This is a genomic window from Azospirillum aestuarii, from assembly GCF_016632405.1.
GTDB classification, from domain to species: Bacteria; Pseudomonadota; Alphaproteobacteria; order Azospirillales; family Azospirillaceae; genus Azospirillum; species Azospirillum aestuarii.
In genome coordinates this window covers 82,823-108,446 of record NZ_JAEPIV010000010.1, presented here as the reverse complement: position 1 = coordinate 108,446, position 25,624 = coordinate 82,823, and the positions used below count along the sequence as shown (strand labels likewise).

25 protein-coding genes and 3 tRNA genes are annotated in these 25,624 nt (G+C 67.7%); 9 read left to right on the top strand and 19 right to left on the bottom strand.

The genetic code is table 11. From position 1 onward, the window contains the following. Positions 1-228: 228 nt before the first annotated feature. The 5 genes from JJL56_RS18395 to JJL56_RS18375 all read left to right on the top strand — a co-directional run bounded on the left by JJL56_RS18395 (position 229) and on the right by JJL56_RS18375 (position 4,972). Positions 229-1,218 carry a C4-dicarboxylate TRAP transporter substrate-binding protein gene (locus tag JJL56_RS18395; protein WP_211110674.1) on the top strand — a complete coding sequence of 330 codons (990 nt, stop codon included), beginning with the start codon at positions 229-231 and terminating at the stop codon, positions 1,216-1,218. Between the two features lie 29 nt (positions 1,219-1,247). After that, positions 1,248-1,751, top strand: coding sequence for a TRAP transporter small permease (locus JJL56_RS18390; protein WP_200485857.1), 504 nt, complete (start codon positions 1,248-1,250; stop codon positions 1,749-1,751). A 2-nt stretch (positions 1,752-1,753) separates the two neighbouring features. Continuing rightward, positions 1,754-3,034 carry a TRAP transporter large permease gene (locus tag JJL56_RS18385; RefSeq protein ID WP_200485856.1) on the top strand — a complete coding sequence of 427 codons (1,281 nt, stop codon included), beginning with the start codon at positions 1,754-1,756 and terminating at the stop codon, positions 3,032-3,034. A 112-nt stretch (positions 3,035-3,146) separates the two neighbouring features. Beyond that, positions 3,147-3,890, top strand: a complete 744-nt coding sequence (locus JJL56_RS18380) for an SDR family oxidoreductase (RefSeq protein ID WP_200485855.1) — start codon at positions 3,147-3,149, stop codon at positions 3,888-3,890. After that, positions 3,887-4,972: an Ldh family oxidoreductase gene (locus JJL56_RS18375; RefSeq protein ID WP_200485854.1), complete on the top strand. Its 1,086-nt coding sequence runs from the start codon at positions 3,887-3,889 to the stop codon at positions 4,970-4,972. The genes JJL56_RS18380 and JJL56_RS18375 overlap by 4 nt, the downstream gene beginning before the upstream one ends. 181 nt (positions 4,973-5,153) lie before the next feature. Here JJL56_RS18375 and lipA read toward each other — a convergent pair whose 3' ends face one another. The 12 genes from lipA to JJL56_RS18315 form a co-directional block, all read right to left on the bottom strand. Beyond that, complete coding sequence (lipA, locus tag JJL56_RS18370) at positions 5,154-6,071, bottom strand: lipoyl synthase (protein ID WP_200485853.1); 918 nt, start codon at positions 6,069-6,071, stop codon at positions 5,154-5,156. Positions 6,072-6,076: 5 nt separating this feature from the next. Continuing rightward, on the bottom strand, positions 6,077-6,226 hold the full coding sequence (locus tag JJL56_RS18365) for an alcohol dehydrogenase catalytic domain-containing protein (RefSeq protein WP_145627578.1): 150 nt from the start codon (positions 6,224-6,226) through the stop codon (positions 6,077-6,079). Positions 6,227-6,304: 78 nt separating this feature from the next. Beyond that, positions 6,305-7,090 carry an SDR family NAD(P)-dependent oxidoreductase gene (locus JJL56_RS18360; protein ID WP_200485852.1) on the bottom strand — a complete coding sequence of 262 codons (786 nt, stop codon included), beginning with the start codon at positions 7,088-7,090 and terminating at the stop codon, positions 6,305-6,307. A gap of 61 nt (positions 7,091-7,151) precedes the next feature. Then, on the bottom strand, positions 7,152-8,285 hold the full coding sequence (locus tag JJL56_RS18355) for an acetoin dehydrogenase dihydrolipoyllysine-residue acetyltransferase subunit (RefSeq protein WP_200485851.1): 1,134 nt from the start codon (positions 8,283-8,285) through the stop codon (positions 7,152-7,154). Positions 8,286-8,303: 18 nt separating this feature from the next. Beyond that, a complete protein-coding gene (locus JJL56_RS18350) occupies positions 8,304-9,335 on the bottom strand; it encodes an alpha-ketoacid dehydrogenase subunit beta (RefSeq protein ID WP_137115767.1) in 1,032 nt (343 codons plus the stop codon). A gap of 42 nt (positions 9,336-9,377) precedes the next feature. Beyond that, positions 9,378-10,361, bottom strand: coding sequence for a thiamine pyrophosphate-dependent enzyme (locus tag JJL56_RS18345; protein ID WP_200485850.1), 984 nt, complete (start codon positions 10,359-10,361; stop codon positions 9,378-9,380). A 56-nt stretch (positions 10,362-10,417) separates the two neighbouring features. Continuing rightward, positions 10,418-11,461: an NAD(+)/NADH kinase gene (locus JJL56_RS18340; RefSeq protein ID WP_200485849.1), complete on the bottom strand. Its 1,044-nt coding sequence runs from the start codon at positions 11,459-11,461 to the stop codon at positions 10,418-10,420. 174 nt (positions 11,462-11,635) lie between these two features. Then, complete coding sequence (locus JJL56_RS18335) at positions 11,636-13,570, bottom strand: sigma-54-dependent Fis family transcriptional regulator (RefSeq protein WP_200485848.1); 1,935 nt, start codon at positions 13,568-13,570, stop codon at positions 11,636-11,638. A gap of 382 nt (positions 13,571-13,952) precedes the next feature. Beyond that, positions 13,953-15,455, bottom strand: a complete 1,503-nt coding sequence (locus JJL56_RS18330) for a tripartite tricarboxylate transporter permease (RefSeq protein ID WP_145627589.1) — start codon at positions 15,453-15,455, stop codon at positions 13,953-13,955. Beyond that, positions 15,449-15,934: a tripartite tricarboxylate transporter TctB family protein gene (locus JJL56_RS18325; RefSeq protein WP_200485847.1), complete on the bottom strand. Its 486-nt coding sequence runs from the start codon at positions 15,932-15,934 to the stop codon at positions 15,449-15,451. The genes JJL56_RS18330 and JJL56_RS18325 overlap by 7 nt, the downstream gene beginning before the upstream one ends. Positions 15,935-15,989: 55 nt before the next feature. Continuing rightward, positions 15,990-16,952, bottom strand: a complete 963-nt coding sequence (locus tag JJL56_RS18320) for a tripartite tricarboxylate transporter substrate binding protein (RefSeq protein WP_145627593.1) — start codon at positions 16,950-16,952, stop codon at positions 15,990-15,992. Positions 16,953-17,002: 50 nt separating this feature from the next. Continuing rightward, positions 17,003-17,992 (bottom strand): Bug family tripartite tricarboxylate transporter substrate binding protein, encoded by a 990-nt coding sequence (locus JJL56_RS18315; RefSeq protein WP_200485846.1) that lies wholly within the window; start codon positions 17,990-17,992, stop codon positions 17,003-17,005. A gap of 192 nt (positions 17,993-18,184) precedes the next feature. On the opposite strand from JJL56_RS18315, the gene JJL56_RS18310 reads away from it, so the two are divergent. The 4 genes from JJL56_RS18310 to JJL56_RS18295 all read left to right on the top strand — a co-directional run bounded on the left by JJL56_RS18310 (position 18,185) and on the right by JJL56_RS18295 (position 21,886). Continuing rightward, the gene (locus JJL56_RS18310) at positions 18,185-19,099 is read left to right on the top strand and encodes a dihydrodipicolinate synthase family protein (RefSeq protein WP_200485845.1); all 915 of its coding nucleotides are present in this window, start codon (positions 18,185-18,187) and stop codon (positions 19,097-19,099) included. Positions 19,100-19,317: 218 nt separating this feature from the next. Then, positions 19,318-20,124, top strand: a complete 807-nt coding sequence (locus JJL56_RS18305; RefSeq protein ID WP_200485844.1) for an IclR family transcriptional regulator — start codon at positions 19,318-19,320, stop codon at positions 20,122-20,124. Between the two features lie 146 nt (positions 20,125-20,270). Then, positions 20,271-21,269, top strand: coding sequence for a dihydroxyacetone kinase subunit DhaK (locus JJL56_RS18300; RefSeq protein ID WP_145627600.1), 999 nt, complete (start codon positions 20,271-20,273; stop codon positions 21,267-21,269). Between the two features lie 2 nt (positions 21,270-21,271). Beyond that, positions 21,272-21,886, top strand: a complete 615-nt coding sequence (locus tag JJL56_RS18295) for a DAK2 domain-containing protein (RefSeq protein ID WP_200485843.1) — start codon at positions 21,272-21,274, stop codon at positions 21,884-21,886. A 262-nt stretch (positions 21,887-22,148) separates the two neighbouring features. Here JJL56_RS18295 and JJL56_RS18290 read toward each other — a convergent pair. From JJL56_RS18290 to JJL56_RS18260, 7 genes are all read right to left on the bottom strand, one after another. Then, a tRNA-Gly gene (locus JJL56_RS18290) sits at positions 22,149-22,223 on the bottom strand. Between the two features lie 4 nt (positions 22,224-22,227). Continuing rightward, positions 22,228-22,304 (bottom strand) — tRNA-Asp (locus JJL56_RS18285). Positions 22,305-22,308: 4 nt separating this feature from the next. Further along, positions 22,309-22,384: transfer RNA gene (locus JJL56_RS18280), tRNA-Asn, on the bottom strand. 92 nt (positions 22,385-22,476) lie between these two features. Then, entirely contained in the window at positions 22,477-22,851 is a 375-nt protein-coding gene (locus JJL56_RS18275; RefSeq protein WP_035682866.1) for a response regulator, read from the bottom strand. A 156-nt stretch (positions 22,852-23,007) separates the two neighbouring features. Beyond that, a complete protein-coding gene (locus JJL56_RS18270) occupies positions 23,008-24,450 on the bottom strand; it encodes a TadE/TadG family type IV pilus assembly protein (protein WP_200485842.1) in 1,443 nt (480 codons plus the stop codon). Further along, positions 24,447-25,052, bottom strand: a complete 606-nt coding sequence (locus JJL56_RS18265; protein WP_200485841.1) for a TadE/TadG family type IV pilus assembly protein — start codon at positions 25,050-25,052, stop codon at positions 24,447-24,449. Before JJL56_RS18265 ends, JJL56_RS18270 begins: the two co-directional genes overlap by 4 nt. 5 nt (positions 25,053-25,057) lie before the next feature. Next, positions 25,058-25,624, bottom strand: coding sequence for a TadE/TadG family type IV pilus assembly protein (locus tag JJL56_RS18260; RefSeq protein WP_145627608.1), 567 nt, complete (start codon positions 25,622-25,624; stop codon positions 25,058-25,060).

Below are 25,624 nucleotides of genomic sequence, written 5' to 3'. Positions count from 1 at the left end.
ATCGCCTTCTGGATGATCCGTACCATCTTGCATCCTTGGATACAAGTGTGCAAGATAACCGAACGTTGCGCTGGCTGAGCCGTTCGCCATCCGCGCATCGCCTGTCCGCTCCGCAGAAGTGGGCAGAAACGCATGACATAAGGGCTTTTTCAGGCTCCGCGCTCAAAGCAACGGGCGCCCTTGATCTCTGAACTCATAAGAAATTCTAGGGAGTAGGCAGTGACCAACATGTCCAAGCGCCTTGGCGCTTTTCTTGGAGCCACCGCGCTGACGCTGATCGCTGGCATGGGGATGGCCCAGGCCCAGACGCAGAAGCACATCCTGCGCATGAACCATGTCCACAGCCCGGTCGAAGCCTATCACTCGGCGTTCCAGGAATGGGCCAAGCGCGTCGAGGAGCGGACCAACGGCGGCCTGAAGATCGAGGTGTTCCACAGCGCCCAGCTCGGCAACGAAGAGGACATCATCGAGCAGATCCGCCAGGGCGCCAACATCGGCCAGAACACCGATGCGGCCCGCCTCGGCAACTATGTCCGTGAGATCGCGGTCCTGAACGGCCCGTACTTCATCGAGACGCTCGACGAGGCCTTCGCGCTGTCGAAGCTCGACATCGTCAAGAAATGGAAGACGGAGCTGGCGGACAAGCACGGCCTCCAGGTCGTCTGCTTCGACTTCGTGCAGGGCAAGCGCCACGTGTTCGCCAACAAGCCGGTCCGCAATCCGGGCGACCTGTCCGGTCTGCGCATCCGCACCCCGCCGGCCCCCATCTGGCAGGAATCGGTGCGCGCCATCGGCGCGGCCCCGACGGCGATGAGCTTCGGCGACATCTACCCCGGCCTTCAGCAGCGGGCCGTCGACGGCGCGGAACTGACCTACGCCAACATCCGTCCGGGCAATCTCCAGGAGGTCGTCCGGAACGTCAGCGAGACCGGCCACATCCTGCTGATCAACTTCGAGGTCGTGAGCGCCGCCTGGTTCAAGAAGCTGCCCGCCGACTACCAGACCGCGCTGGTCGAGGAATGCAGCGCCGCCGGCCAGAAGGTGTCGAAGGTGCTCGCCGACGCGGCCGAAGGTGAGAAGGCCGCGCTGGTCAAGGGCGGCATGAAGGTGACCGACAACGTCGATCTGGAGGCCTTCCGCAAGGCCGGCGACGCCGCGTACCAGAAGCTCGGTCTCACCGAGGTGCGCGCGGCCGTCTACAAGGAAATGGGTCGCTAAGTCATCCGAAGCCGGCGAGGCCTGCCTTTATGAAGACTCTCTACGACTATGTCCTGAAGCTGGAGGCGATCCTCGCCGGCTTGTTCCTGATGCTGATGGTGGGGTTGCTTCTGCTGGGCGGCGTGGCGCGGATGATGCAGCACCCGCTCAACTGGACCATCGATCTGGCGACCTGCTTCTTCGCCTGGGCGGTGTTCCTGTGCGCCGACATCGCCTGGCGCAAGGACATGCTGATGTCCCTCGATCTGGTGACCGCGAAGCTGTCCGAGCGGTACCAGCGGACCCTGCTGTTCGTGAACTACGCGGCGATCGCGCTGTTCCTCTGCTACGCCGTCTACGGCGGCACCCTGCTCGCCTGGACCAGCCGGTCCCGGACCTTCAACGGCATTCCCGGCGTCAGCTATTCCTGGGTCACTTCCAGCATCGCCGTCGGGGCGGCCCTGATGCTCATCACCACGATTCTCAAGATACGGGCCCTGATGCGGTCCGACGGCGTTCCGTGCGCCGCTGCCGCCACCGGGGAGACCGCCTGACCATGTTGCTCGTCTCTCTCGCCTTCGCGGTCTTCCTTCTCATCGGCATGCCGGTCGCCTTCGCGATCGGCATCTCGGGGGTGCTCTTCTTCCTCCAGCACCCGGAGTTGCCCTTCACCATCCCGCTCCAGGTGACGGTGTCCCAGACCCAGAATTTCGCCCTGCTCGCCGTTCCCCTGTTCATCATGGCGGGCAACTACATGAACCGGTCTGGCATCACCGAAAGCCTGCTGAATCTGGCGTCGGTGGCCACCGGACACTTCAAGGGCGGCCTCGCCCAGATTTCGATCGTCCTGTCGGCGCTGATGGGCGGCGTGTCGGGATCGGCCATCGCGGACGCGGCGATGCAGTCGCGCATCCTCGGCGAGGAGATGACGAAACGGGGCATGTCGCGCGGCTTCACCGCCGGCGTGATCTCCTTCACCTCGCTTCTCACCCCGCTGATCCCGCCGGGCATCGGCATGATCCTGTACGGGACCATCGGCCAGGTGTCGATCGGACGGATGTTCGCGGCGGGCTTCGCCCCGGCGCTTCTGCTCGGCATCGCCATGAGCATCGCCGTCTGGTACACCTCCAACAAGCGCGGATACCCTCCGGAGCGGGCGAAACGGGCGTCCCTGTCGGAAGTCGGCAGTGCTCTGAAGGGCGGCGTCTGGGCTCTGCTGTTCCCGGTCATCCTGCTCGTCGGGTTGCGCATGGGCATCTTCACGCCCTCGGAGATCGGCGCCTTCGCGGTTCTGTACGCGCTGTTCATCGGCTTCGCGATCTACCGCCGGCTCAAGGCGAAGAGTTTCGTCGAGGCGCTGGAGGTCAGTCTCGCCGACGTCGGCTCCGCGATGTTCCTCATCAGCCTGTCGGCGATCTTCAGCTACGGCATCGTCTTCGAGCGCATCCCGGAAGTCATCGCCTCGTCCCTGACCAGCCTCACCGACAATGTCCAGCTGGTGATGGTCCTGATCGTCCTCCTGGTTCTGGTGGCGGGCCTGTTCATCGACGCGACGGTGATCATCATCATGATGACCCCGATCTTCCTGCCCGCCGTGCGGGCGATGGGCGGCGATCCGGTGCATTTCGGCATCGTCTTCATCGTCGCGGCGACGATCGGCAACTTCACGCCTCCGGTCGGGGCGGCGATGTTCACCGTCTGCTCGATCCTGAGGGTGTCGGTGGGTGCCTATGTGCGGGAGTCCCTGCCCCTGATGATCGCCATCGGGCTGACGACCCTGCTTCTGATCTTCGTGCCCGAGGTCATCCTCCTGATCCCGAACCTGCTCTTCGGATGATGGCGGCGGGCCGGGTGCGGCGGTGGAAACGCCGTCCTCCCGGTCCATACAGCGAATCCTTGCGTCCAATCCGGCGCCCCTTGCGGCGCCGACTGGTGGAGTTCCAAACACGATGACCGGCAGACTAGACGGAAAACGCGCCCTGGTGACCGGAGCGGGGCAGGGCATGGGACAGGCCATCGCGCTCGCCTTCGCCAGGGAGGGGGCCGACGTCGTCGCGGCCAGCCGCACGCTGTCCAAGATGGAGGACCTTCCCCGCATCGATCCCCGGATCACCCCGGTCGCGCTCGACGTGACCGACCCGGCGGCGGTCCGGCGCGTCGTCGCCGAGGCCGGGCCGCTCGACATCCTCGTCAACAACGCCGGGTGGGTCCACAACGGCACCATCCTGGACTGCAGCGACGAGGATTGGGCGCGCAGCCTGGACCAGAACGTCACCTCGATGTTCCACACCATCCGCGCGGCGCTTCCGGGCATGATCGAGCGGCGGCGGGGCTCCATCGTGAACGTCGCCTCGGTGGCGTCGAGCCTGACCGGCGTCGCCAACCGCACCGCCTACGGGACCAGCAAGGCGGCGGTGATCGGCCTGACCAAGGCCGTGGCCCGCGACTTCATTGGCGTCGGCGTCCGCTGCAACGCGCTGTGCCCCGGCACCACCCACTCGCCGTCGCTGGAGGAGCGCATCCAGTCGAGCGCCGATCCCGAGGGCATGCGGGCCCAGTTCGTCGCGCGCCAGCCGATGGGGCGCCTGGGCACCGTCGAGGAGATGGCCGCCGCCGCGGTCTATCTGGCCAGCGACGAGTCCGGCTTCATGACCGGAAGCCTGCTCGTCGCCGACGGAGGGCAGACGCTGTGACCGGACCGGCTCAGCCGACCGCGCGCTACGGCGCGGAAGCCCTGGATTCCTTCTGCCGCGCGGTGTTCCTGGCCGCGGGAGCGGACGAGGCAACGGCGGACGCGGCCACGCGCGCGATGATGCACGGCTCTCGGCTGGGGGTCGACAGCCACGGCGTTCGGCTGCTCGGCCACTATGTGACCACCATGACCCAGGGACGGGTGAACCCGCGTCCCGCTCCGCGCATCCTGTCCGAATTCGGGGCCGTCGCCACGCTGGACGCCGACCACGCCCACGGCGCGCTTGGCGCCTACCGCGCGCAGGAGAAGGCGGTCGAACTGGCCGGCCGGTTCGGCATCGGGGCGGTCGCCATCCGCAACAACTCCCATTTCGGCCCGGCCGGCGCCTTCGCGCTCGCCGCGGCGGAGGCGGGCTGCATCGGCATGGCCGTCTGCAATTCCGACAGCTTCATGCGGCTGCACGACGGCGCCGAACGCTTCCACGGCACCAACCCGATCGCCATCGCCGTTCCGGTGAAGGACGGTGATCCGTGGCTGTTCGACATGGCCACCAGCGCCATCCCCTACAACCGCGTCCAGCTCTACCGCAGCCTCGGGCTCGCGCTTCCCGAGGCCACCGCGTCGGACCCCGAGGGACGCAACACCACCGATCCCGAGCGGGCCGAGATGCTGGCGCCGCTGGGCGGCGAGTTCGGCTTCAAGGGGGCCGGGCTGGCGGGCTTCGTTGAGATCCTCAGCGCTGTCCTGACCGGCATGAAGCTGAGCTTTGAGATCCTGCCGATGCCGGGACCGGACCTGAGCACGCCGCGCGGCATGGGCGCCTTCGTGATGGCGATCCGTCCGGACGCTTTCCTGCCGCGGGAAAACTTCGAGGACAACATGGCGCGCTATCTGGCCGCCCTGCGCGGGTCCCAGGCCGTGCCGGGCCGAACGGTCATGGCGCCCGGCGACCGGGAGTGGGCGGAGGCGGAGCGCCGCAGGACCCTTGGCATTCCCATCGACCAGACGACCGTCGACAGCTTCAACCAACTCGCCCACGCCTATGGCATTCCCACTCCGGTCCCGGCGACCTCCCCACCATAAGGCCGGGTGGGGTGGACACCGCTCCGACGTTGCGGTTGGCCGATGCGCTTCGGGCTTGAACATGCCCCCAAGCCCATTCAGCGCAGGTTGGCGGAGACGATCCGCTTCCGCGCCCTGCTGATCGCCGCCGGGAACGCGGATGCCGACGACCACGACACCCTGCGCAGCGATCCCGCGGTCATCACCGCCCGGTTGGGACCGGCTGTCCTGCGCTTCGCACCAAGGCCGCGAAGTCCTGTTCGGCGTGGTAGGAGGAGCGGGTCAGCGGGCTTGCCGAAACCATCCGGAAGCCCTTGGCCCGCGCCACCCGTTCATATTCGGCGAACTCCCCCGGCGGGGCGTAGCGCGCCACCGGGTGGTGCCGCGGGGTGGGCCGCAGATACTGGCCGACGGTCAGGAAATCGACGCCCGCCACCCGCAGGTCGTCCATGACCTGAAGCACCTCGGCGCGCTCCTCGCCAAGGCCCAGCATGATGCCGGACTTGGTGAAGATCTCCGGGCGCCGGTTCCTCACTTGGTCGAGAAGGCGCAACGAGTGATAGTAGCGTGCCCCCGGCCGCACCGTCGCGTACAGGCGCGGCACGGTTTCCAGGTTGTGGTTGAAGACGTCCGGCCGGGCATCGGCGACGGTCTCGACGGCTCCCGTCTTGTTGCGGAAGTCGGGGGTCAGGATCTCGATCGTCGTCGCGGGCGAGACGGCGCGGACCCGCTCGATGCAACGCACGAACTGCCGGGCACCGCCATCCGGCAGGTCGTCGCGGTCCACCGAGGTGATGACCACATGGCGCAGGCCGAGTTCCAGAACCGCCTCGGCCAGTCGGTCCGGTTCTCGCGGATCGAGCGCGTCGGGCCGTCCGGTCGCCACGTTGCAGAAGGCGCAGGCCCGCGTGCATACGCTGCCCAGGATCATCACCGTTGCGTGCCGCTTGCTCCAGCATTCGCCGATGTTGGGACAGGCGGCCTCCTCGCAGACCGTGTGCAGGGCATGTCGGCGGACGAGGGCGCGGGTGTCCTCATTGGCACCGGTCGACGGCGCGCGGGCTCGAAGCCAAGCCGGCTTCTCGGCCTGATGAACAAGCGCAGTGGGTGACGCGGGCATGGCCGTTACTCCGCCGCGACGGCCGGGGCCGCCGGCTGCACGATGATCTTCACGTTCCGGTCCTTGTTGTGGACCAATTCGTGCAGGTCGGAGCCGCAGATCCCGCACCAATGCACCTTGATCCGCGCCCACCCGGCGGCCTTCATCGTGGTCATGGTCGTTTCCTCCAATTTTGTTGTTGCCAATTTTGTCGCTGAGATGATGCGCGTCAGCTCGAAATCGCCGGGCCGCGGTCAGGTGAAGACCATTCCGCCGTCGACAAGCAGGGATTGGCCGGTCATGAAGTCGGAATCGGACGAGGCGAGGAAGCGTGCCACCCCCACCAGATCCTCCGCCGTCGAAGGACGGCCCAGCACGGCGCCGGCCGCGAAATGGTTGAACGCCTCGTCCTCGGCCGTCGTCAGTCCGGTGTCACGGAAGCCCTTGTCGATGATCTTCCACATCTCCGTCGCGACGACGCCGGGGCAGATCGCGTTGGCGGTGATCTTCTCCTTGCCGAAGGCACGCGCCGCCGCCTGGGTCAAGGCAACCACCGCGAACTTGCTGGCCGAGTAATGGGCGAGCGGCTCGTATCCTTGCTTGCCGGCGATGGAGGCGGTGTTGATGATCTTCCCGCCCCCGCCTTGCGCGCGGAAGGTCTTGATCGCCTCCTGCATGCCGATCAGCACGCCCAATGCGTTGACGTCGGTGACGAAACGCCAGTCCTCCTCCGTGATGTCGAGAAATGGCTTGGTCTGGGCGACGCCCGCGTTGTTGAAGAGGACGTCGAGGCGTCCGAAGGACGAGACGGCCGTGTCGATCATGCGGCGGACCGCGGCGCGGTCGCGGACGTCCACCGTGACCGGGACGGCGTCGCCACCCTTCGCGCGGATGGACTCCGCGACCGCCCTCGCATCGTCCTCCGTGCGATCGGCGATGATCAGCCGCGCGCCGTCGGCCGCGAGCGCGCGGGCCATGGTGGCGCCGATCCCGCGGCCGGCACCGGTGACGATGATGCTCTTGTCCTTGAGGTTTGGCATGGTGCGTCTCCAAGGGCCGGCGCGGGGGAGAGCCCGCAAGCCGGCCGGACGGGTGGAAGGGTCAGGCGTTTTTCGTGACGTGGTCCTTGATGAGGGCGTTGACCTTCCCGGCCGCCTCCATCTGCACCATGTGACCGGCGTTCGGGACCACCTCGACCCGCGCGGCGGAGCCCAGCGCCGTGGCGTGGGCGGCGGGAATGACGCGATCCTCCGCGCCCCACACGACCAGCGTCGGCACGTTCGCGGCCCCGACCGCCGCGCCGAGAATGGCCCTCTGCGCCCCCTTCTCGAACATCGAGGACGCAATGGCCCGAAGGGCACCGTCCACGCCGTCCAGCCGCTTGTACTTCAGCAGCTCGTCGGTCATCTGGCGGCTGACGAGGCCGGCGTCGGCGAACAGGGTTTCCAGCACCGGCTTCAGGTCGCGGCGCGAGGTCGCGTCGATGAAGCCCGCGATGTAGTCCTGGTTGATTTCCGGCCCCAGACCGGCCGAGCAGATCAGCGACAGCGACGCCACCCGCTCCGGCGCGTCGAGCGCCGTGCGCATGGACACCGCACCGCCCATGGAATGGCCGACCAGATGCGCGGCCCCGATGCCCACCGCGTCCATGAAGTCCTGGACCGCTTTCGACAGGCCGGTCAGCGTCGGGTCGGGCAGCGTCTTGGCAGACTGGCCGTGCCCCGGCAGATCCAGCGCGTAGACCGTGGCGCCCTCCGCCAGGGCGTCGATGGTGAACAGCCAGTTGTCGAGGTCGCCGCCGAAGCCATGGACCAGCAGCACGGTCGTCGCCCCGTCGCCGCGCCTGGCGTAGCGGATGTTGCCCGCCGCCGTCTCGGCGAACTCGTAGCGTGGACCGGCATCCGCCCCGTCCTCCCCGCCGTCGGCGGCGGGGACGGCGTAGCTGGCGATGAAGGCGTCGATGTCGCTGTCCGGCACGTCGGGTTCGGCCAGCACGGCGATCAGCGCCTTCACCGGGTAGACGGTGCCGGGCTCGCCCAGCACCCGGCGCAGGACGCCGGTCTCGCCGGCCTCGACCACGTTGGTGATCTTGTCGGTCTCGACCTCCAGCAGGTCGTCGCCCAGGTTGACGGTGGCCCCCGGCTGCTTCAGCCAGCCGGTGACCTTGCCCTCCGACATGGACAGGCCCCACTTGGGCATGACGATGGGCTTGATGCGCTCGTTGAGAGTGGTCATGAAAAAGCGGCTCCGGGATCAGGCGGCGAGGGTGCTGCGGGGAGAGGGGGCCAGCGTGCGGCGGACGGCGGCGGCGACGGCCTCGGCGCTGGGGATGTAGAGGTCTTCCAGCGAGGGCGAGAAGGGCACCGGCGTGTGCGGCGGCGTCACCATCTGGATGCCGGCCTTCAGCGCGCCGAAGGCGTTCTGCGCCACGAAGGCCGAAATGTCGGTGGCGAGGTTGCAGCGCGGGTGCGCCTCGTCCACCACGACCAGCCGGCCGGTGCGCTCCACGCTGTCGATGATGGTGTCCCAGTCGATGGGCGACAGGGTGCGCAGGTCGATGACCTCCGCCTCCACCTTGTCCCTGGCGAGCGCGTCCGCCGCCTCCATGGCGCGGTGGACGGTCAGGCCGTAGCTGACGATGGTGACGTGATCGCCGTCGCGGAGCACGTTCGCCTCGCCGAAGGGGATGGCGTAGGACTCCGCCGGCACCTCGGTCTCATGACCGTAGAGGTTCTTGTGCTCGCAGAAGATGACCGGGTCGTTGTCGCGGATCGACTGGATCAGCAGGCCCTTGGCGTCATAGGCGTTCGACGGGCAGACGACCTTCAGCCCCGGAATATGGGTGAACAGCGGGGTGAGCATCTGCGAATGCTGGGCCGCCGCGCGGAAGCCCGCGCCGACCATGCCGCGGATCACCACCGGCGTCTCCGCCTTGCCCCCGAACATGTAGCGGAACTTGGCCGCCTGGTTGAAGATCTGGTCGAAGCAGACGCCCATGAAGTCCATGAACATCAGCTCCGCGACCGGGCGCATGCCGCAGGCGGCGGCGCCGATGGCCGCACCGATGTAGGCGGATTCCGACAGGGGCGTGTCCAGCAGGCGGTCGCCGTGCTTGGCGAACAGGCCCTTGGTGACGCCCAGCACGCCGCCCCAGGCGTCGTCCTCGCCGGGCGCGCCGGTGCCGCCGACGATGTCCTCGCCCATGAGGATGACGGTCGGGTCGCGGCGCATTTCGAGGTCCAACGCCTCGTTGATCGCCGTCTTCATGCTGATTTTGCGGGACATGGTGTTTCCTCCGGTGAATGCCGATTTTTTGGCGTGGGCCGCTCAGTAGGCGACGTAGACGTCTTTCAGCAGGTCGGCGGCGACCGGCAGCGGGGCCGCCTTGGCGCAGCGCACGGCGTCCTCGATCAGCGCGTTCACCTCGCGGTCGATGGCCTCCAGCTCGGCGGGGGCGACGGTGCCGGTTTCGGTCAGGCGCTGGGCGAGCAGCTTGATGCAGTCGCGGTTGGCGCGCAGGTTCTCCACCTCGCCCTTGGCGCGGTAGGTCTGGGCGTCGCCTTCGAAATGGCCGTAGAAGCGGACCATGTTGCATTCCAGCAGCGCCGGGCCGCCGCCTTCGCGGGCGCGCTTGACGATTTCGCCGGCCGCCTCGTACACCGCGAAGAAGTCGGTGCCGTCCACCGTCACGCCGGGCAGGCCGAAGCCGGTGGCACGGTCGATGTAGCTGTCGCAGGAGACCGCCCATTCCATGGCGGTGGATTCGGCGTAGCCGTTGTTCTCCACCACGAAGACGACCGGCAGGTTCCACACCGCCGCGAGGTTCATGCTCTCCAGGAAGGTGCCCTGGTTGGACGCGCCGTCGCCGACGAAGGTAATGCCGACCCCACCGTCGCCCCGGAACTTGGCGGCCAGCGCCGCCCCACAGATCAGCGGCGCGCCGGCGCCCAGGATGCCGTTGGCGCCCATCATGCCCTTCGACAGGTCGGCGATGTGCATCGATCCGCCCTTGCCCCGGCAGGCGCCGGTGGAACGGCCGTAGATCTCCGCCATCATCTCGTGGACATCGACTCCCTTGGCGATGCAATGACCGTGGCCGCGATGGGTCGAGGCGATGCGGTCGTTGTCATTCAGGTGCATCATAATGCCAGTGGCGCAGGCCTCCTCGCCGGCGTAGAGGTGCACGAAGCCCGGAATGTCGCCCTTGGCGAAGTCGATGTGCAGACGCTCCTCGAACTCGCGGATGGTCCGCATGGTCCGGTAGGCTTGCAGCAGGTCCGCTTTGTCGAGTGGATAAGGGGTGTTGGTCACTGACGTTTCTCCCTTGTCAGGTTTTTCAAAGACGGGTTTTTCAAAGACGGGTTTTTTTAAGGCTCGGCCGTGACCGGCGCCGGGGCGCCGGTCAGCAGCCTGTTCTGGGCGGCGTACTGCATGCAGCCGCCCACGTTCACGGTGCGGAAGGCGTCGTCCCGGAGCGTCAGGGACACGCGGTCTTGCGCCGAGAATGCGATTTCCCGCTCGCCGTCGAGCGCGATGGAGCCGGCCTTCACCTCCGGCACGAAGGGCACGCCGGCCGGCATGCGGCGCCAATCAGCGACGCCGACCGAGGCCATCAGCCCCGGCGCGATGGGCGCGCGCAGCACCGTCATGCCGGACGCCGGTGTGCCGAGACGCACCATCAGCCCGCCGCTCTCCTCCCGCGTCACGGGCTCCAGCAGACCGGCGATGGCCGACATGCCGATGACCTCCGGGTCGGCGAAGGTGACGAACAGCTCGCGGAAGCTGTCCGGCTTCCACAGGGCGCGGGCCCCGACGTAGCGCTCGGTCACCAGAGCGACATCGACCAGCGCGATCTCCTCCACCCGGCCGTTGAGCGACACGTCGATGCGCTTGTTCGCCGCGAAGGCGATGTCCGGGGGCACCTGCCCGGTCACGGCCAAGCCGGTCGCCAGCCCGGTGATGGTCGGCTCGCGGTGTTCGGGAAAGGCGTTGTTGGTGCCGGTGGAGATGCCGGCCACGGGCACCGCCCCGCAGTGCGCCACCACGGCGCGGTGCGTGCCGTCGCCGCCCAGCACGACGATGGCGGCGACTCCCGCCCGGCGCATCTCGTCCGCCGCCCGATGGGTGTCGGTGACGGTGCCGGTGACCGGCATGGGCAGCGGGTGAATGGCGGGATAAGGCGCCTCGCCGTGCGCCGCCGCCCGCGACAGCCCGCGCGCCACATGACGCCCGATGCCGCCATGCTCCGGCATCATCAGGACGTCGGTGACCCCGCAGGCGCGCAGCGCGGCCAGCACCCGCAGGACGATGTTGGCACGATCCGCGATCTGGAGGTTCGCCGCGTTCGCGACGACCCGGCGGATGTCGCGCGCGGATACTGGATTGGCAATGATGCCGATGGCCGGTGCCACGCGTCCCCCCTTCGCTTCGATGTTTTGAAGGGGTCTATGGCAAGAGCCGTGCCAAATGTGCGTGTGGCTGACTATCGTGCTTCCGCAACGGTTTGCACGACGGGTGGCGGTGTTGCGATCACCTCACCTGTTGCATGACCTGTTGCAGGGGCGCTGCAACAGGTGTGGCATGCCTCAATCCAGCCGGTGCGGCGGGACGATGCCGAAACGGCGCATCTGGCGGTGGATGGTCGAGCGGTCCACGCCCGTTTCCCGCGCCGCCGCCGAGACGTTCCAGTGCAGGCGGCGCAGCACCTCGCGCAGGCGGATGGCGGGGTCGTCGCAGTCCGGGGCGGGCGTCGGAGCGCCCGCCGGCCACGCCTCGAACACGCCGCTGCGCTGCATGGGGTCGGGAATATCCATCAGTTCGATCAGCCCGTCGGTGCAGACGGCGCAGGCGTAGTCGAGCGCGTTCACCAGCTCGCGCACGTTGCCGGGCCAGCCGTGGGCGCGCAGGGCCGCCAGCGCCGGAGCGGCGATGGTGTAGCCGATGCCGTCCCGCTCCGTCCGCTCGGCCAGCAGCCGGTCGATCAGCCAGTCGAGGTCGCCGCGCTGGCGCAGCGGCGGCACGGTGAACACCGCGCCGTTGAGACGGAAATACAAGTCGTCGCGGAACGTCCCGGCCTTGATCAGCTCGACCAGATCGCGGTGGGTCGCGGCAATGACGCGCACGTCCACCGACACCGCCTTGGTGCGGCCGATGGGGGTGACCTCCCGCTCCGCCAGGACGCGCAGCAGGCGTGTCTGCGAGGACAGCGGCATGTCGCCGATCTCGTCCAGGAACAGCGTGCCGCCGTCCGCCTCCAGGATCAGCCCCTTCTTGCCCCGTGACGTGGCCCCGGTGAAGGAGCCGGCCTCATAGCCGAACAACTCGCTCTCGATCAGCGCCTCCGGCAGCGCGGCGCAGTTCACGGCGACGAAGGGCTTGGCCGCGCGCACGCTCGACTGGTGCAGGGCCTTGGCGAGGTGTTCCTTGCCGGTGCCGGTCTCGCCGTGGATCAGCAGGCTCATCCGCGTGTTCACCAGCTTCGCCGCGCGCGTCAGCACCGCTTTCAGCGCCGGATCACCTCCGCACATCGCCTGGAGCGGTTTGGGCAGGCTTCCCTCGTTTCCTTTGCGTGGGCGCGGGACAGCGATGGCCGGCGGCGGCATCGCCTGCGCGAACAGGGGTGTCCCGCTGCGCCGCAGGCGGAGGGTGCGCTGGTCGGTGGGCAGGGAACGCACGAACCGCACCAAATCGTCCAACTGGCAGTCGAACAGGTCGGAGAAGGATCGTCCGATGGGATGCTCCCGGTCCTCGCCCTCACCGGCCAGCAGTTTCCACGCGCGGTGATTGAAGCCGATGATCCGCCCGGCGCCGTCCAGCGCGATCACGAAGTCCGGATCGACCTCCGCGAACTCCTGGGAGGCGGAGAGCTTGATCACCCACTCCCGGCGGAAATTGTTGTAGAGGTTGGCGTTTTCGATCTTGTGCGCGTAGGCCTTGACCAGTTGGAGGGCCAGATACTGGCTGATCTTGGGCTCCGGCGAACGGAGCGCGGAGATGTCCAGCACCGCCGCAAGCCCGCCGCCGCTGTGGAACACCGGAGCCGCCGTGCAGGTGAGGGGAATGTGGGTCGTGTCGAAATGGTCCGTCTGGTGGACGGTCAACGCCTCGCCCGTGGCGATGCAGGTGCCGACCGCGCAGGTGCCGGCCCGTCCCTCGTTCCAGTCCGCGCCGAGATAGAGGCCGGTCCGGCGCAGATCGTCGTCCGACGCCCGGTCGCCGATGAAATCGACGGTGACTCCGTTGCTGTCGGTCAGCAGCAGGGCGTAGCCCATGCCGGCCACCTGATGATACAGCGCCTCCAGCCCGAAGCGGGCCATGCGCAGGAACTCGTCCATCGCGTCGCGGTGCAGGCACAGACGCTCGTGCGGCAGGATGTAGGCTTCGCGCCGGACAGTCGGGTCCAGCTTGTGATCGGCCACGCACCGGCGCCAGGATGCGGTGATGATGGCGTCGCGCTTCGACGCGGTCCCTTCCGAGACGCGGACCAATTCGTTGATGTGCGCCGCTTTGGCGTTCTCCATCAGCGTATCCTCCCTGGAGCACGATCGCTCTGATTTGGCCGGCCAAATCGGAGCAATATACCAAGCGCCCCGCCGCACGGGCAATTTGTGCAATAGTATTGCAGGGCACCTGTCCGCGGCCCTGAAAAGAGACACCCGGCTGGGCTTGTCCGGGCGGTCAAGGATGGCTTGGCCACGGGTGTCCGCTCTGCCCAGGGGGGCGCTCCGTCGTGCTCCCGGGCTTACGCTCCTGTTCCTTGCTCATCTCAAAGACCGCCGGCCGCGCCCCAGTCAACGCCTGACACTCGACCCGCCGATTCTGCTCCGGGGGTGCTGGAACTGCAGCGCGGAGGGCTTCCGGGAGCCCTCCGCGCGCGGTCACGATGAGGAGCCGCCACATGCGTCACGTCAGGACGGGGCGCGCCTTGGCCGCGTCCACGAGCTTCAAGACGCCCGCCAGCGCCCAGGAGCCGAGGGTCGCCACCGCAAGGGCGATGGCGAGCGGACGGTCGAAGAACACGGACACCTCTCCGCCGCTCTTCAGCATGGACGTCATGAAGGTCTGCTCGATCACAGGCCCGAGAATCAGGCCGAGCACCGCCGGAGCCATGGGAATGTCGTTGGCTTCCATGAAATAGCCGAGCAAGCCGACAATGGCGATGATTCCGACCGCGAACAGCGTGTTTTCGACCGAGAAGGCCCCGACGATGCAGAAGAGCAGGATGATCGGCGTCAGATAGGTCCTCGGCACCTTCAGGATCAGGCCGAAGGTGCGGATGCACAGGATGCCCAGCGGGATCATCAGGATGTTCGCGACGAAGAAGATCGCGAAGATGGAGTAGATCGCCGTCGGGTTGTTGAGGAAGATGGTCGGGCCGGGGTTGAGGCCCTTGAGGAACATGACGCTGATCACGATGGCGGTGATCGCATCACCGGGGATTCCGAACACGGTCGCCGGGATGTAGGCTCCCCCCAGGCTGGCGTTGTTCGCGGCGCCGGCGGAAACGATGCGCTGGACTTTCTGCTCGACGGCGTTCGGGTCCTTGCCCTTTTGCGAGCGGCGGGTGACCGCATAGGCGATCCATGCGGCGATGTCCGCGCCGGCCCCCGGCAGAGCGCCGACGAGTGTTCCCAGCGTGCTTCCGCGCAGCACTTCGAAGCGGTGATGCCACATCAGGCGGCCCATCCCGGCGCTGATCGAGCCGACCGCCGGTCGCGCCTGCCGTTCGCCGGTTGCCGGAAGCGTCACGGTGCGCAGCAGTTCGGAGATCGCGAACACCCCGATGAGAAGCGGAATCAGGCCGAGACCGCCGAGTAGATTGGTGACGCCGAAGGTGAAGCGGGGAGTCCCGGAGACGGGGTCCATGCCGATGGTCGACAGCCCAAGCCCGAACAGCAGGGCCGCCACCCCCTTGAGAAGCGACGAGCCGCCGACGAAGGTCGCGCAGCTGAGGCCCAGGACCGTTAGCCAGAAATATTCCACGCTGCTGAACTGAAGCGCCAGTTCGGCCAGGTTCGGAGCGGCCAGGGTCAGAACAAGGGCGCTCAGCAGGCCCCCCAGAACCGAGGAGAACAGGCCGGCTCCGAGGGACAGGCCGGCCTTGCCATCGCGCGTCAGGCTGTAGGCGTCGTCGGTGTAGGCGGCCGACGCGGGCGTGCCCGGCATGCGCATGAGCGCACCCGGGATGTCGCCGGCGAAGATGGCCATGGCGGAGGAGGTGATGATCGCCGCGATCGCCGGCACGGGTTCCATGAACATGACGACCGGCACCAGCAGGGCCGTGGCCATCAGCGCGGTAAGGCCGGGGATCGCCCCCAGCACCAGCCCGTAGATGGCCGAAGCGACGATCACCAGCAGCAGGTGGACGTCGAGCAGGACGCCGAGAACGTCCGTTAGGATCACCATAGCAGCCACCCCGAGATGTTCTGAAGCGGTCCCCACGGCAGGGGTACGTGGAGCACGGAGGCGAAGATCGCCGTCAGCACGACCGCGGTGACGGCTCCCGCCGGCACGCTGCGGCGCAGGGGCACACCGGATACGGCCAGCACGAGGACCATCACCAGGACGGCGGTGAGCAGGAAGCCGGCCGCGTCGACGATCAGCACGTAGAGGGCGATCGCGGCGGGGATGGAGCAGAACCGCACCCAGCCCTGCCTGGTCCGCGACCACTCCGGCCGGTGCCAGAGAGGTTCGGTGCGCAAGCTGCGGAGGCCGAGCAGCGCGATGACCCCTCCGACGATGATCAGCCCCGAGCCGATGAGCAGCGGGAAGAATCCAGGGCCGAACTTGAGGTGGCGCGGCGGCTTCAGGTCGGCCGCGTGGCCGATCATCAGGATGCCGATCACGATGAAGAACAGGCCGACGAAGACGTCTTGAACTTTCATGGCGGATAGCCTCCACCGTCAGAAGGAATGCATGGGTTGCCCGGCCCCCCGCCGATCACTTCCCGTAACCAAGGGCGTCCATGACGCGGGCGGTGTCCTTCTCGTGCCGCAGCATCAGCTCCTCGAGCTGCTTGCCGTTGAGGTATTTGACCCCGAAGTTCGCCTTCGCCATGGCGTCCTTGTACGCCGCGCTCGCCGTCGCCTTGGCGACCGCGGCGTCAAGCTTCGCGACGACGTCGCCCGGCAAGCCGGCCGGACCGCCGATGGCCCGCCACGTTCCGCCGTCGACGGCGACGCCGATGGTCTGCGTGGTCGTGGCCACGTTGGGGAATCCAGGCACCGGCTCGGGGCTCAGAACGGCCAGGGGACGCACGCGGCCGGCCGACATCAGGGCGGACGCCTCGGGCAGGGAGGCGGTCTGGAAATCCACGCCGCCCGCCGCGAGTTCGATGAGGCCGGGTGCGGCGCCCTGGCCCGGCACCCATTTGATCGCGGCAACGTCGATCCCATAGTCGAGCATCATGCCCGCCACCGGGATGTCCCACACGCTGCCGCAGCCGCCGCTGCAGTGAACCTTGAAGGACCCCGGGGAGGCCTTGATCGCCTCCAGGGCCGTCTTCAGGTCGTTGAAGCGGGACCCGGAACCGACCAGGAGGGAGGAGGAATCGCCGTTGAAGTTGGCGATCGGCGTGAAGTCCTTGGCCGAGAAGTCGGCTTGCCCCGTCGCCTTGTACCCCGCATACGGGAAGAGAAGCCCGACGGTGTAGCCGTCGGGCGTGGCGTTCTTGATCGCCGTCAGGCCGACCACGCCGCCCCCCTGGCCCTGGTTGACGATGGTGATCGGCTGCCCAAGGATCTCTTTCAGTTCCCGCGCCAGGATGCGGGTCGTCGTATCGCCGCCCCCGCCGGCCGCCGCCGGAACGATGATGGTGACCGGGCGCTCGGGGTATTCGGCCTGCGCCGCGCCGGCCAGCCCGGCGAAAGCCAACAGAACGGATGCAAGAACGCTGATACGCATAGGTTTTCCTCCCATTGCCGTCCGACGCGCGCACGCCATCGGATCGATATCTACTTGTTGTACCCGACGGCGTTGATCGCGCGTGCGGTCTCCTGCTCGTGCTGCTCCATGAAGGCCTTCAGCTCGGTCTGTCCAAGCCAGGCCGCCCCGAACCGGCGCGCCTTCATCTCGCGCTGGAAGCGGTCGCTCTCGAACGCATCCTTCACCGCGGATTCGATCCGCGCCACGAGCGAGGGGTCCATGCCGGGGGGGCCGGCCAGACCGCGCCAGGTGCCGCCGCTGTACGGCTTCCCGACCTGTTCGCCGACGGTGGCGACGTCCGGGTAGCCCTCGATGCGCGTCTCGCTCATCACCGCGATGCTGCGGACCCGGCCCGCGTCGCGCAGCGCGTCAACCTCGGGAAGCGAGCACAGGACGACATCGACGCCGCCGGAGGCCAGTTCCTGCAGTCCGGCCGCCGATCCGGCGGCGGGAATCAGATTGAGCCGTTTGGCATCGACGCCCTGGTCGAGAAGCAGGGAAATGAAGGGGATGTCCCAACTGGCGTTGCACGTGCCGCCGCATGAGATGCGGAGCGAGCCGGGGTCCGTCTTCAGTTTGGCCACGATGTCCGCCACGCTCTTCAGCGGGGAGTTCTGGGCAACGTGCACCGCCGCGGGATCGGCGTTGAACTGGGCGATCGGGGTGTAGCTCGCCGATGTGAAATCGGCCTGTCCCAGCAGCTTGTATTGGGCGAACGGGGCGATCTGGCCCAGCGTGTAGCCGTCGGGCTTGGCCGTCGTATAGGTCGTCATCCCGACGACGCCCGACGCCTGAGGCTGGTTCACGACATTGAAGGGGCGGCCGAGCTTGGCTTCGAGTTCCCGGGCGAGCAGGCGCATCGTGTAGTCGCTGCCGCCCCCGGCCCCGGCAATGACGATCAGCGTCACCGGCCGCTCGGGCCATTCGGCAAGAGCCGGAGCGGCCCCCGCAAGACACGTCAGCATGGCAACGGTGGCCGCCGTCCCGCGGCCGAGCCTGCCTGTGGGCAGTCCCATCATGAGCGTCTCCTCCAAGACATGCCGCAGGGCGGTTCGCTGCCCTGCCTTTCCTGCCGTATCCCACAATACGGGATGTTCGTCAAGCGAACATACCATTATATCCAGTCGGAATTAGGTGGGTTGCGCGTTGACAGGAGATAGGTACTAAATGTAAATACCGCATTGTGGGACAAGCAAAGAGGAAACGTCCAAATGTCAACATCGCTGAGCGGCATCATCCCCCCCCTGGTCACACCCTTCACGGCCGACGGGGAGATCGATGAGGCGGCGTTCCGCGCCCAGGTGCGGTTCATGCTGCAAAAGGGCGTCCACGGCGTCTGCGTCGGCGGAAGCACCGGCGAGGGGCACACCCTCTCGACCGAGGAACTGACGCGCCTCGTCGCCATTTCCTGCGAGGAGGTCGACGGCGCCGTTCCGGTCGTTGCGGGCATCATCGTCAACAGCACCCGCGACGCCATCGCCAAGGCCAGGGCCCTGGAGCACCTGCCGGTGGCGGCCTTGCAGGTGACGCCCGTCCACTACGTCTTCAAACCCGACGAGGACGCGACGCTGGCGCATTTCCGCACGCTCGCCAGCGAGACGCGGATGCCGATCGTCATCTACAACGTGGTGCCTTGGAACTACCTGTCGCCGTCGCTCCTGGTCCGCATCATGAAGGAGATCGACAGCGTCATCGGCGTCAAGCAGAGCGCGGGCGACCTCAAGCTGATGGCCGATCTGCTGAACGAGCAGGTGCCGGGCAAGCTCGTTTTCACGGCGGTCGACGCGCTTCTCTACCCGTCCTTCGCGCTGGGAGCCCACGGCACGATCGCGGCGAATCCGGCCGCGGTGCCCGGCGTGACCGTCGCGCTGTGGAATGCCGTGCAGGCCGGCGACCATCCGCGCGCGCTGGAAATCCACCGGAGTCTGCTGGCCTTCTGGAACACGATCAACGGCGACAACCTGCCGGGGTGCGTCAAGCATTCGCTCAGCCGGCAGGGCTGCGAGGTCGGCGTCCCGCGCCAGCCGATGCCCGCCGCCACCGAGGCGCAGAAGGCACGCATCGACGCCGCGCTGCGCGAGGTGCTTCGTTACGAGGCCTCGCCGACCGAGGCCGCGGCGGAATAGCCGCGTCAGCCGAAGCCACGGAATGCCGGCCGCCCTCGGAATTGCGTTTCCGAGGGTGGCGTGCCCTGGGAGGGACGATGAGCGCGTCGACACGACTTGACCCCGGAGGGCCGGTTGGCCGATCTTTGCTCCGCCCTGCGCCTGAAGCAGGCGGAACCGGGCTCCACGACCATGCCCGGTACGCCTGTCCGGCAGGTGAGCAGAAGGGACAGGCATTCTTGAAGACGAACAACATCAAGTCGGCTGGAAAGATGCTCAGCGTCCTTGAATGTTTTTCCACCGTCGACCGCAGGCTGTCGCTTGCCGATGTGGCGCGCCGGACCAAGCTTCCGCGCAGCACGGCACACCGCCTCATTCTCACGCTCAAGGAAATCGGGTTCCTGGAACAGGACCACAGCCGCGACGAGTACCGGCTCGGCATCAAGCTCTTCGAGCTGGGGTCGATCGTTCTGGCCAACATGGACGTGCACCGCGTGGCGAAGCCGTACGTGGATGCGCTCAGCACCCTGTCGCGGGAGACCGTCCATCTGTGCGTCTTCGACGGCATGAAGATGGTCTTCATCGAGCGGGGCGCAGGGGGCCGATCCGGCCCGAACAACGCGACGACCACGATGGAGGCGTCGCCCTGCCATTGCACCGGCGTTGGCAAGGCGACCCTGGCCTTCCAATCCGACCTCGTCATCGACCGCGTTCTTGGGATGGGGCTTCCGGCCTACACGCGCAACACCCTCACCGACCCCGACCGGCTGAGGGAGGACCTGGCATCGATCCGCAAGCGCGGATACGCCATCGACGACGGTGAGATCGACATCGGCGTGCGCTGCGTCGCCGCGCCGATCCGCAACACCAGCGGGCATGTCTTCGCCGCGGTGAGCGTGAGCGGCCCCGCCACGCGCATGACGCACGAACGGGTGCAGAGCCTCGCCCCGGTCGTCATGAGCCACGCGGAATCGATTTCACTCCAGCTGGGCTACAGCAACGGTGACGACGCCGCGGCGCCGGCGCCCAACACACCCATTACGTAACGGGCGGGACCGGGCCCCAGCGTCCGGCCCCAAGCCCCACAAGCCTGCATCCGACCGACAGACCCTTCCAGTCACCGACGCGCCGGAGCGCTGCGGGCGGAGGGCTGCTATGGCGCGCGGACGCGGCGCAACGGGAGGAATCCATCGTGAAGAAGCTGATCAACGATCCTGCGCACTATGTGGACGAGATGCTCGACGGGCTGTGCGCGGCTCATCCATCCCTCATGCGGGACGGACCGGCGGGGCGGGTGATCCGCCGCACCGAAGGCGCCCGGTCGGGCAAGGTCGGCATCGTGACCGGCGGCGGGTCCGGACACCTGCCCCTGTTCACCGGCTATGTCGGTCCGGGTCTGGTCGACGCCTGCTCGATCGGCAACGTCTTCGAAGGTCCGACCGTGGATTCCTGCATAGCCGCGATCAAGGCGGCGGACGGTGGGCGCGGTGTCCTGCGCCTGTACGGGAACTACGGTGGCGACCGCATGAATTTCGACATGGCGGGGGAGTTCCTTGAGGACGATGGCCTGGAACTGAGCACGGTGCTCGGCACCGACGATATCGCCAGCGCCGCTCCCGAAGAACGCAACAAGAGGCGCGGCGTCGCCGGCATCGTCTACGCCTACAAGATCGCCGGCGCCCGGGCCGACGAGGGCGCCTCGCTGGCCGAGGTGACCGCGGCGGCGGCGAAGGCCGTGGAGCGGACGCGGACCATCGGCTGCGCCCTCTCGTCCTGCCAGATCCCCGGTGCGGCGGAGCCGTCGTTCCGCATCGCCCAGGGCGACATGGAAATGGGCATCGGCATCCACGGCGAGCCCGGCATCTGGCGCGACACACTCAAGCCGGCGGATGCCGTTGCGGATGAGATGGTCGACCGTCTTCTGGCGGAACGTCCCGATGGAAGCGGAAACCGGGTGTCGGTTCTGGTCAACAGCCTCGGCGCCACCCCCCTGGAAGAGCTTTTCATCCTGTACCGGCGCCTTGCGGAACGGCTGGACAAGGCTGGGCTGGCGGTCGTCCAGCCGCTGGTCGGGCCTTATGTGACCTCGATGGAAATGGCCGGCGTGTCGCTCAGCCTTTGCTTCCTCGACGATGAGTTGGAACGGCTCCTTGCCGCTCCGGCGTCCTGCCCCTTCTGGAAGGTTGGTTGACCATGGGCCTGACCGTCACGCACATTGCCGCCGGCGTCGCCCTCGCGCACGCGCGCATGACGACCCTCGAACAGGAACTCAATGCAGCCGACTCCAGGCTCGGCGATGGGGACACCGGCGGCATGTTGCGCCGGGTGCTGGACCTCATGGCCGAGCAGCAGATGGATGGGATCGACGATGTGGGCGTGAGCTTGGGCATCCTTGCCAAGGCCGCGGCCGCCGCGACGGGATCGAGCCTCGGCACCCTGCTCGCGACCGGGCTCCTGACGATGTCGAAGAGGACGAAGGGGCGGACCGAAATCCCCTGGAGCGAACTGGCCCTCCTTCTCGAACAGGCGCGCGATGCCGTCATGGCGCGAGGCGGTGCGAAGCCTGGGGACAAGACCGTGGTCGATGCGCTCGATGCGGTTTCCTCAGCCCTGGCCGGTGCCGGGGATCAGGCGGCGATCCGCGCAAGAGCGGTCGCAGCCTGTGACGAGGCGCTCGTCCGCTTCCGGAATGAACCTTGCCGCATGGGACGCGCCCGCATGTATGCCGATAAGAGCATCGGTATGGATGATCCCGGCATGCTGGCCTTCGCGCGTCTCACCGAGAGTATCTGTCGGCGTGGCTCGTGATGTTGGGGGCCGGGCCGCGAGGCGTTCCGTTCATAAGATGGCACTGGCCGCACTTTGAACCGGTCATGTCCTTCGTAAGCGTTGCATGACGACACCTCCGACGAGATCCTGCTTCATGAAACATTCCGCTGGTCGCGGCTCGGCGGGGAAGAGAGTGTCGGGTCAGGATCTGGAGAGTTGTTGGCGCGGTCCGGTCGGTCCGGAACGACGAAGGGCCGCTTGTTGGACAAGCGGCCCCTGACGACACTGTCGTGCCCGAAACTGGAGCGGGCGAAGGGATTCGAACCCTCGACCCCAACCTTGGCAAGGTTGTGCTCTACCCCTGAGCTACGCCCGCAATGTGGCGCGAGTGACGGGACTTGAACCCGCGGCCTCCGGCGTGACAGGCCGGCGCTCTAACCAACTGAGCTACACCCGCAATATGGCTCCGGATGCTGGACTCGAACCAGCGACACGCGGATTAACAGTCCGCTGCTCTACCGACTGAGCTAATCCGGAACGGAGGCCGGCTTATACGGGTCCCGGCGGCGGAGCGCAAGCAGGAACTTCACCGGGCGGGAATTTTTCTCGCGGTGCCGTTTCCGCTCCCGTCAGGCGACGCCGAGCAGGCTCTGCACCGCCCGGACGATGCTGTCCTCGGAGAAGGGCTTCTGGACGACGGAAAGCTGCCCCGGCTCCTCCTTGGGCAGGTTGTCGCTGTAGCCGGTGGTGACGAGGATGGGCAGCTCCGGGCGCTGCTCCTGCATGCGGGCGATCAGGCTGGTGCCGTCGAAATGCGGCATGCGCAGATCGGTGATCAGGATGTCGGCGGGATCGTTCTGGTCGATCTTGAAGGCATCGAACCCGTTGCGCCCGATGGTCACGCGGAAACCGCGCTCCTCCAGGGTTTCGGCAATGGTGACCGCGACGACCGGGTCGTCTTCGGCGACGATCACATGGAAGGTCTGGGGGAAGGTCTGGGACATGACGGGCGGGCCTCTTGTCTGCACGGTCCCGATTCCTGTAGCCCATCGGGAGGCGGCGGACCAATGCGCAATAGGTCATAAACCGCCGTCTCCGCCATACCGCCCCCGGCCAAGGTATCGGCCGTTCAGCGGCCCCCCGTTTAGCGGCCCCCCCGTTCATCGGATGATCCGCAGGTTGCTGAGCTGGCCGGCGATGGTTCGGAACACCGTCTGCAGGTCCGCCGGCGTGGGGCTGTCGAAATAGTGGTTCGGGCCGGGCGAGGCGCAACTTTGGTAGAGCGTGCGGGTGGCGCTGCTGGCGCTGTCGCCGACGGTGATGGTGAACAGGGTGATTCCCGCCGCCTTCATGTTGCTGCACAGCGTCAGCATGCGGTTGTCGATCGCCGTCGTCACCTGGTTGGTGTTGGTGGTGCCCAGCAGCCCGTCGCTGAGGCGCTGGTAGCTGGTGTAGTCGCCCTGTGGCTTGTACTTGTACCACTCGTTGTTGCCGTCGGTCAGCAGGACAACCGCCTTGGACATGTCGGGGGTCCCGTAATCGAGCGGCAGCGTGTTCGGCGTCGTGCCGCCCCACAGGCCGCGCCATTTCGGGGACAGGGTGAACCACCCCGCCTGAAGCCCCTGGTTCGCCATGGTGCCGCCGCGGTTCACCGGCTTCAGCCCGGCGATCTTGGCGAGCAGCGCCGAGCGGTCGTTGGTCAGCGGCATGACCGGCGGCGGGCAGCCGAGATTCGGCCCGGCCATGTCGTTGGTCTGGCGGTAGGTGCCGTCGTCGGTGATGTTCGTGGGGGTCCAGGGGTTGTCGTTGTTGGAGCCGCTGTACTGGTTGTTCGGGTACCAGAAAGGCTTGAAGGGTGCTGAGGCCGGCGGGGTTTCGGTCTGGTCCTGCGGCTGCGTGCGGGCAAGGACGCAGCCGCGCCAGCCCTGCGAGGCCCATTTGGTGGCGTCGTAGCTGCCGGCCGCCAACCAGGTCGTCCGGGTCTTGCCGATGTTGACCTCCGCCGCGTAGGGGGCGATGGAGACCCACAGGTTCTTCGGCGGCGTGCTGCCCGGCCCGAACAGGATGTTGACGAGGTCGGTGGCGGCGCTGCGCAGCTCCCCGATGCGGTTGTTGGTCGCCATGGAGCCGGTGACGTCGAGCACCAGCGCCAGCTCCAGCCCGGCGTTGGCCCGCTGCACCTGGTTGGTGACCGAGATGGTCAGATGGTTGACGCGCAGGACGCGCAGAAAGGTCGTCGGCAGGGTGGCGGTGACGGACACGCCGACGCGCTGGTTCGTCTGGTCCAGGGTCACCGCCGGAGTGCCGATGGCCGCCCCGAGGAAGCCCGGCGGCAGGTTGGCCGCGACGAACATGGCGATGTCCTTCTGGGCATCCGCCGAGGAGTTCAGCATCTTGCCGGCGGCCAGCGCCCCGGCGTCGATGGCGGTCTGAAGCCGCGACTGCACCAGGAAGGCCCGCCCGTAATCCACCGCCAGCCCGACCATGCCCAGCAACGGCACCGCGGCGGCGGCGAACATCAGCGCGGTGGCGCCCCGGCGGTCCCGCCGCACCGCGGCCAGGGAAGCGAGCAGGCGGGCCGCAGGCGTGAAGGCTGTCCTCATGGCCCGGTCTCCAGCGTGGTGAGCGTGCCGAGCCGGGGTTGGTAGACGGCGCTGGCGTAGAGCGTCGTGGAGGTTCCGGCGTTGCCGAGCCACGGCCAGCTCAGCAGATAGGGGGTGAAGCGGTAGAACAGCTCGGTGAAGATGGCGTTGTCGCCGGGCTGCTGGGTGAAGCCGGGCGGCAGCGTGGCGACCCCGCCGGCTGCGCCGAAATGGCTGGCGGCGGAGCCGGTGCCGGCCCGTTCCTGCCACATCACCCGCGACCCCTGGCCCATGTTGGCGACCGAGCTGACGATCACCTGTCCGCCGGCCATCAGGTCGAGCGGCTGGGCGACTTCCGTCGCGGCGAGGAACAGGACGCCGACCTCGTTCCCCTTCACCACCGTCATGCCGACGCGCAGCTTGTCGAACTGGGTGGCGATGTCGCTGACGTTGGCGGCGGTGCGGTTCAGCGTCAGGCTGATGCTGACGTAGCGCACCACGTCCACCGTCGCGGTGACCAGCACCAGAAGGACCGGCGCCAGCAGCGCCATCTCCAGCGCCGCGACGCCGCGCCGGTCGCGCGGCAGGCGTGGGCGCCGGGTTTCTGGAGCAGATCCCGTCATGCCGGTCACTCCCCCACCATGAAGGGCTCGTTGCGCACGGCCAGCCGGGCCTCGTGGACCAGCTCCGTCCGGCCCAGCACGGTGGCACCGAGCCCGGTCAGCACCGGCTGGGTGTAGCGCAGGGCGTAGACGACGACCTGCCCGCTGCCGCCCAGCGCCGCCCCGGTCTGCTTGGCGTCCCAGTTGGTGGAGCCGCAATTCAGGTCGGTCAGCGAGGTGGAGGGCGGAACCCCGCCGTTGACCTGCCCCAGCGTGGTGAAGGAGGCGTAGCTGTGGCTGCGCACCGACAGGCGGCTCTGGTCGAGCACCCGGTGGGTCAGCCGATGCACCGTGTCGCAGATTTGGGCGCGGCGGTCGGTGAAGCCGCTCGCCAACTCCCCGGTGAAGCCGCTGCGGGCGGCCGCGCGGGCGGCGTGGTTGAGCAGACCGTCCACGGTCAGCGAGTAGGACACCTCGGCCAGCGCGATCATGCCCGCGATCAGCGCCGGGGAGACGATCGCCAGCTCCAGCGTGGTCAGGCCCCGGCGGTCGCGCAGGGGACTGAGGAAGGGGCTGCGGTTGCGGCTAAGCAT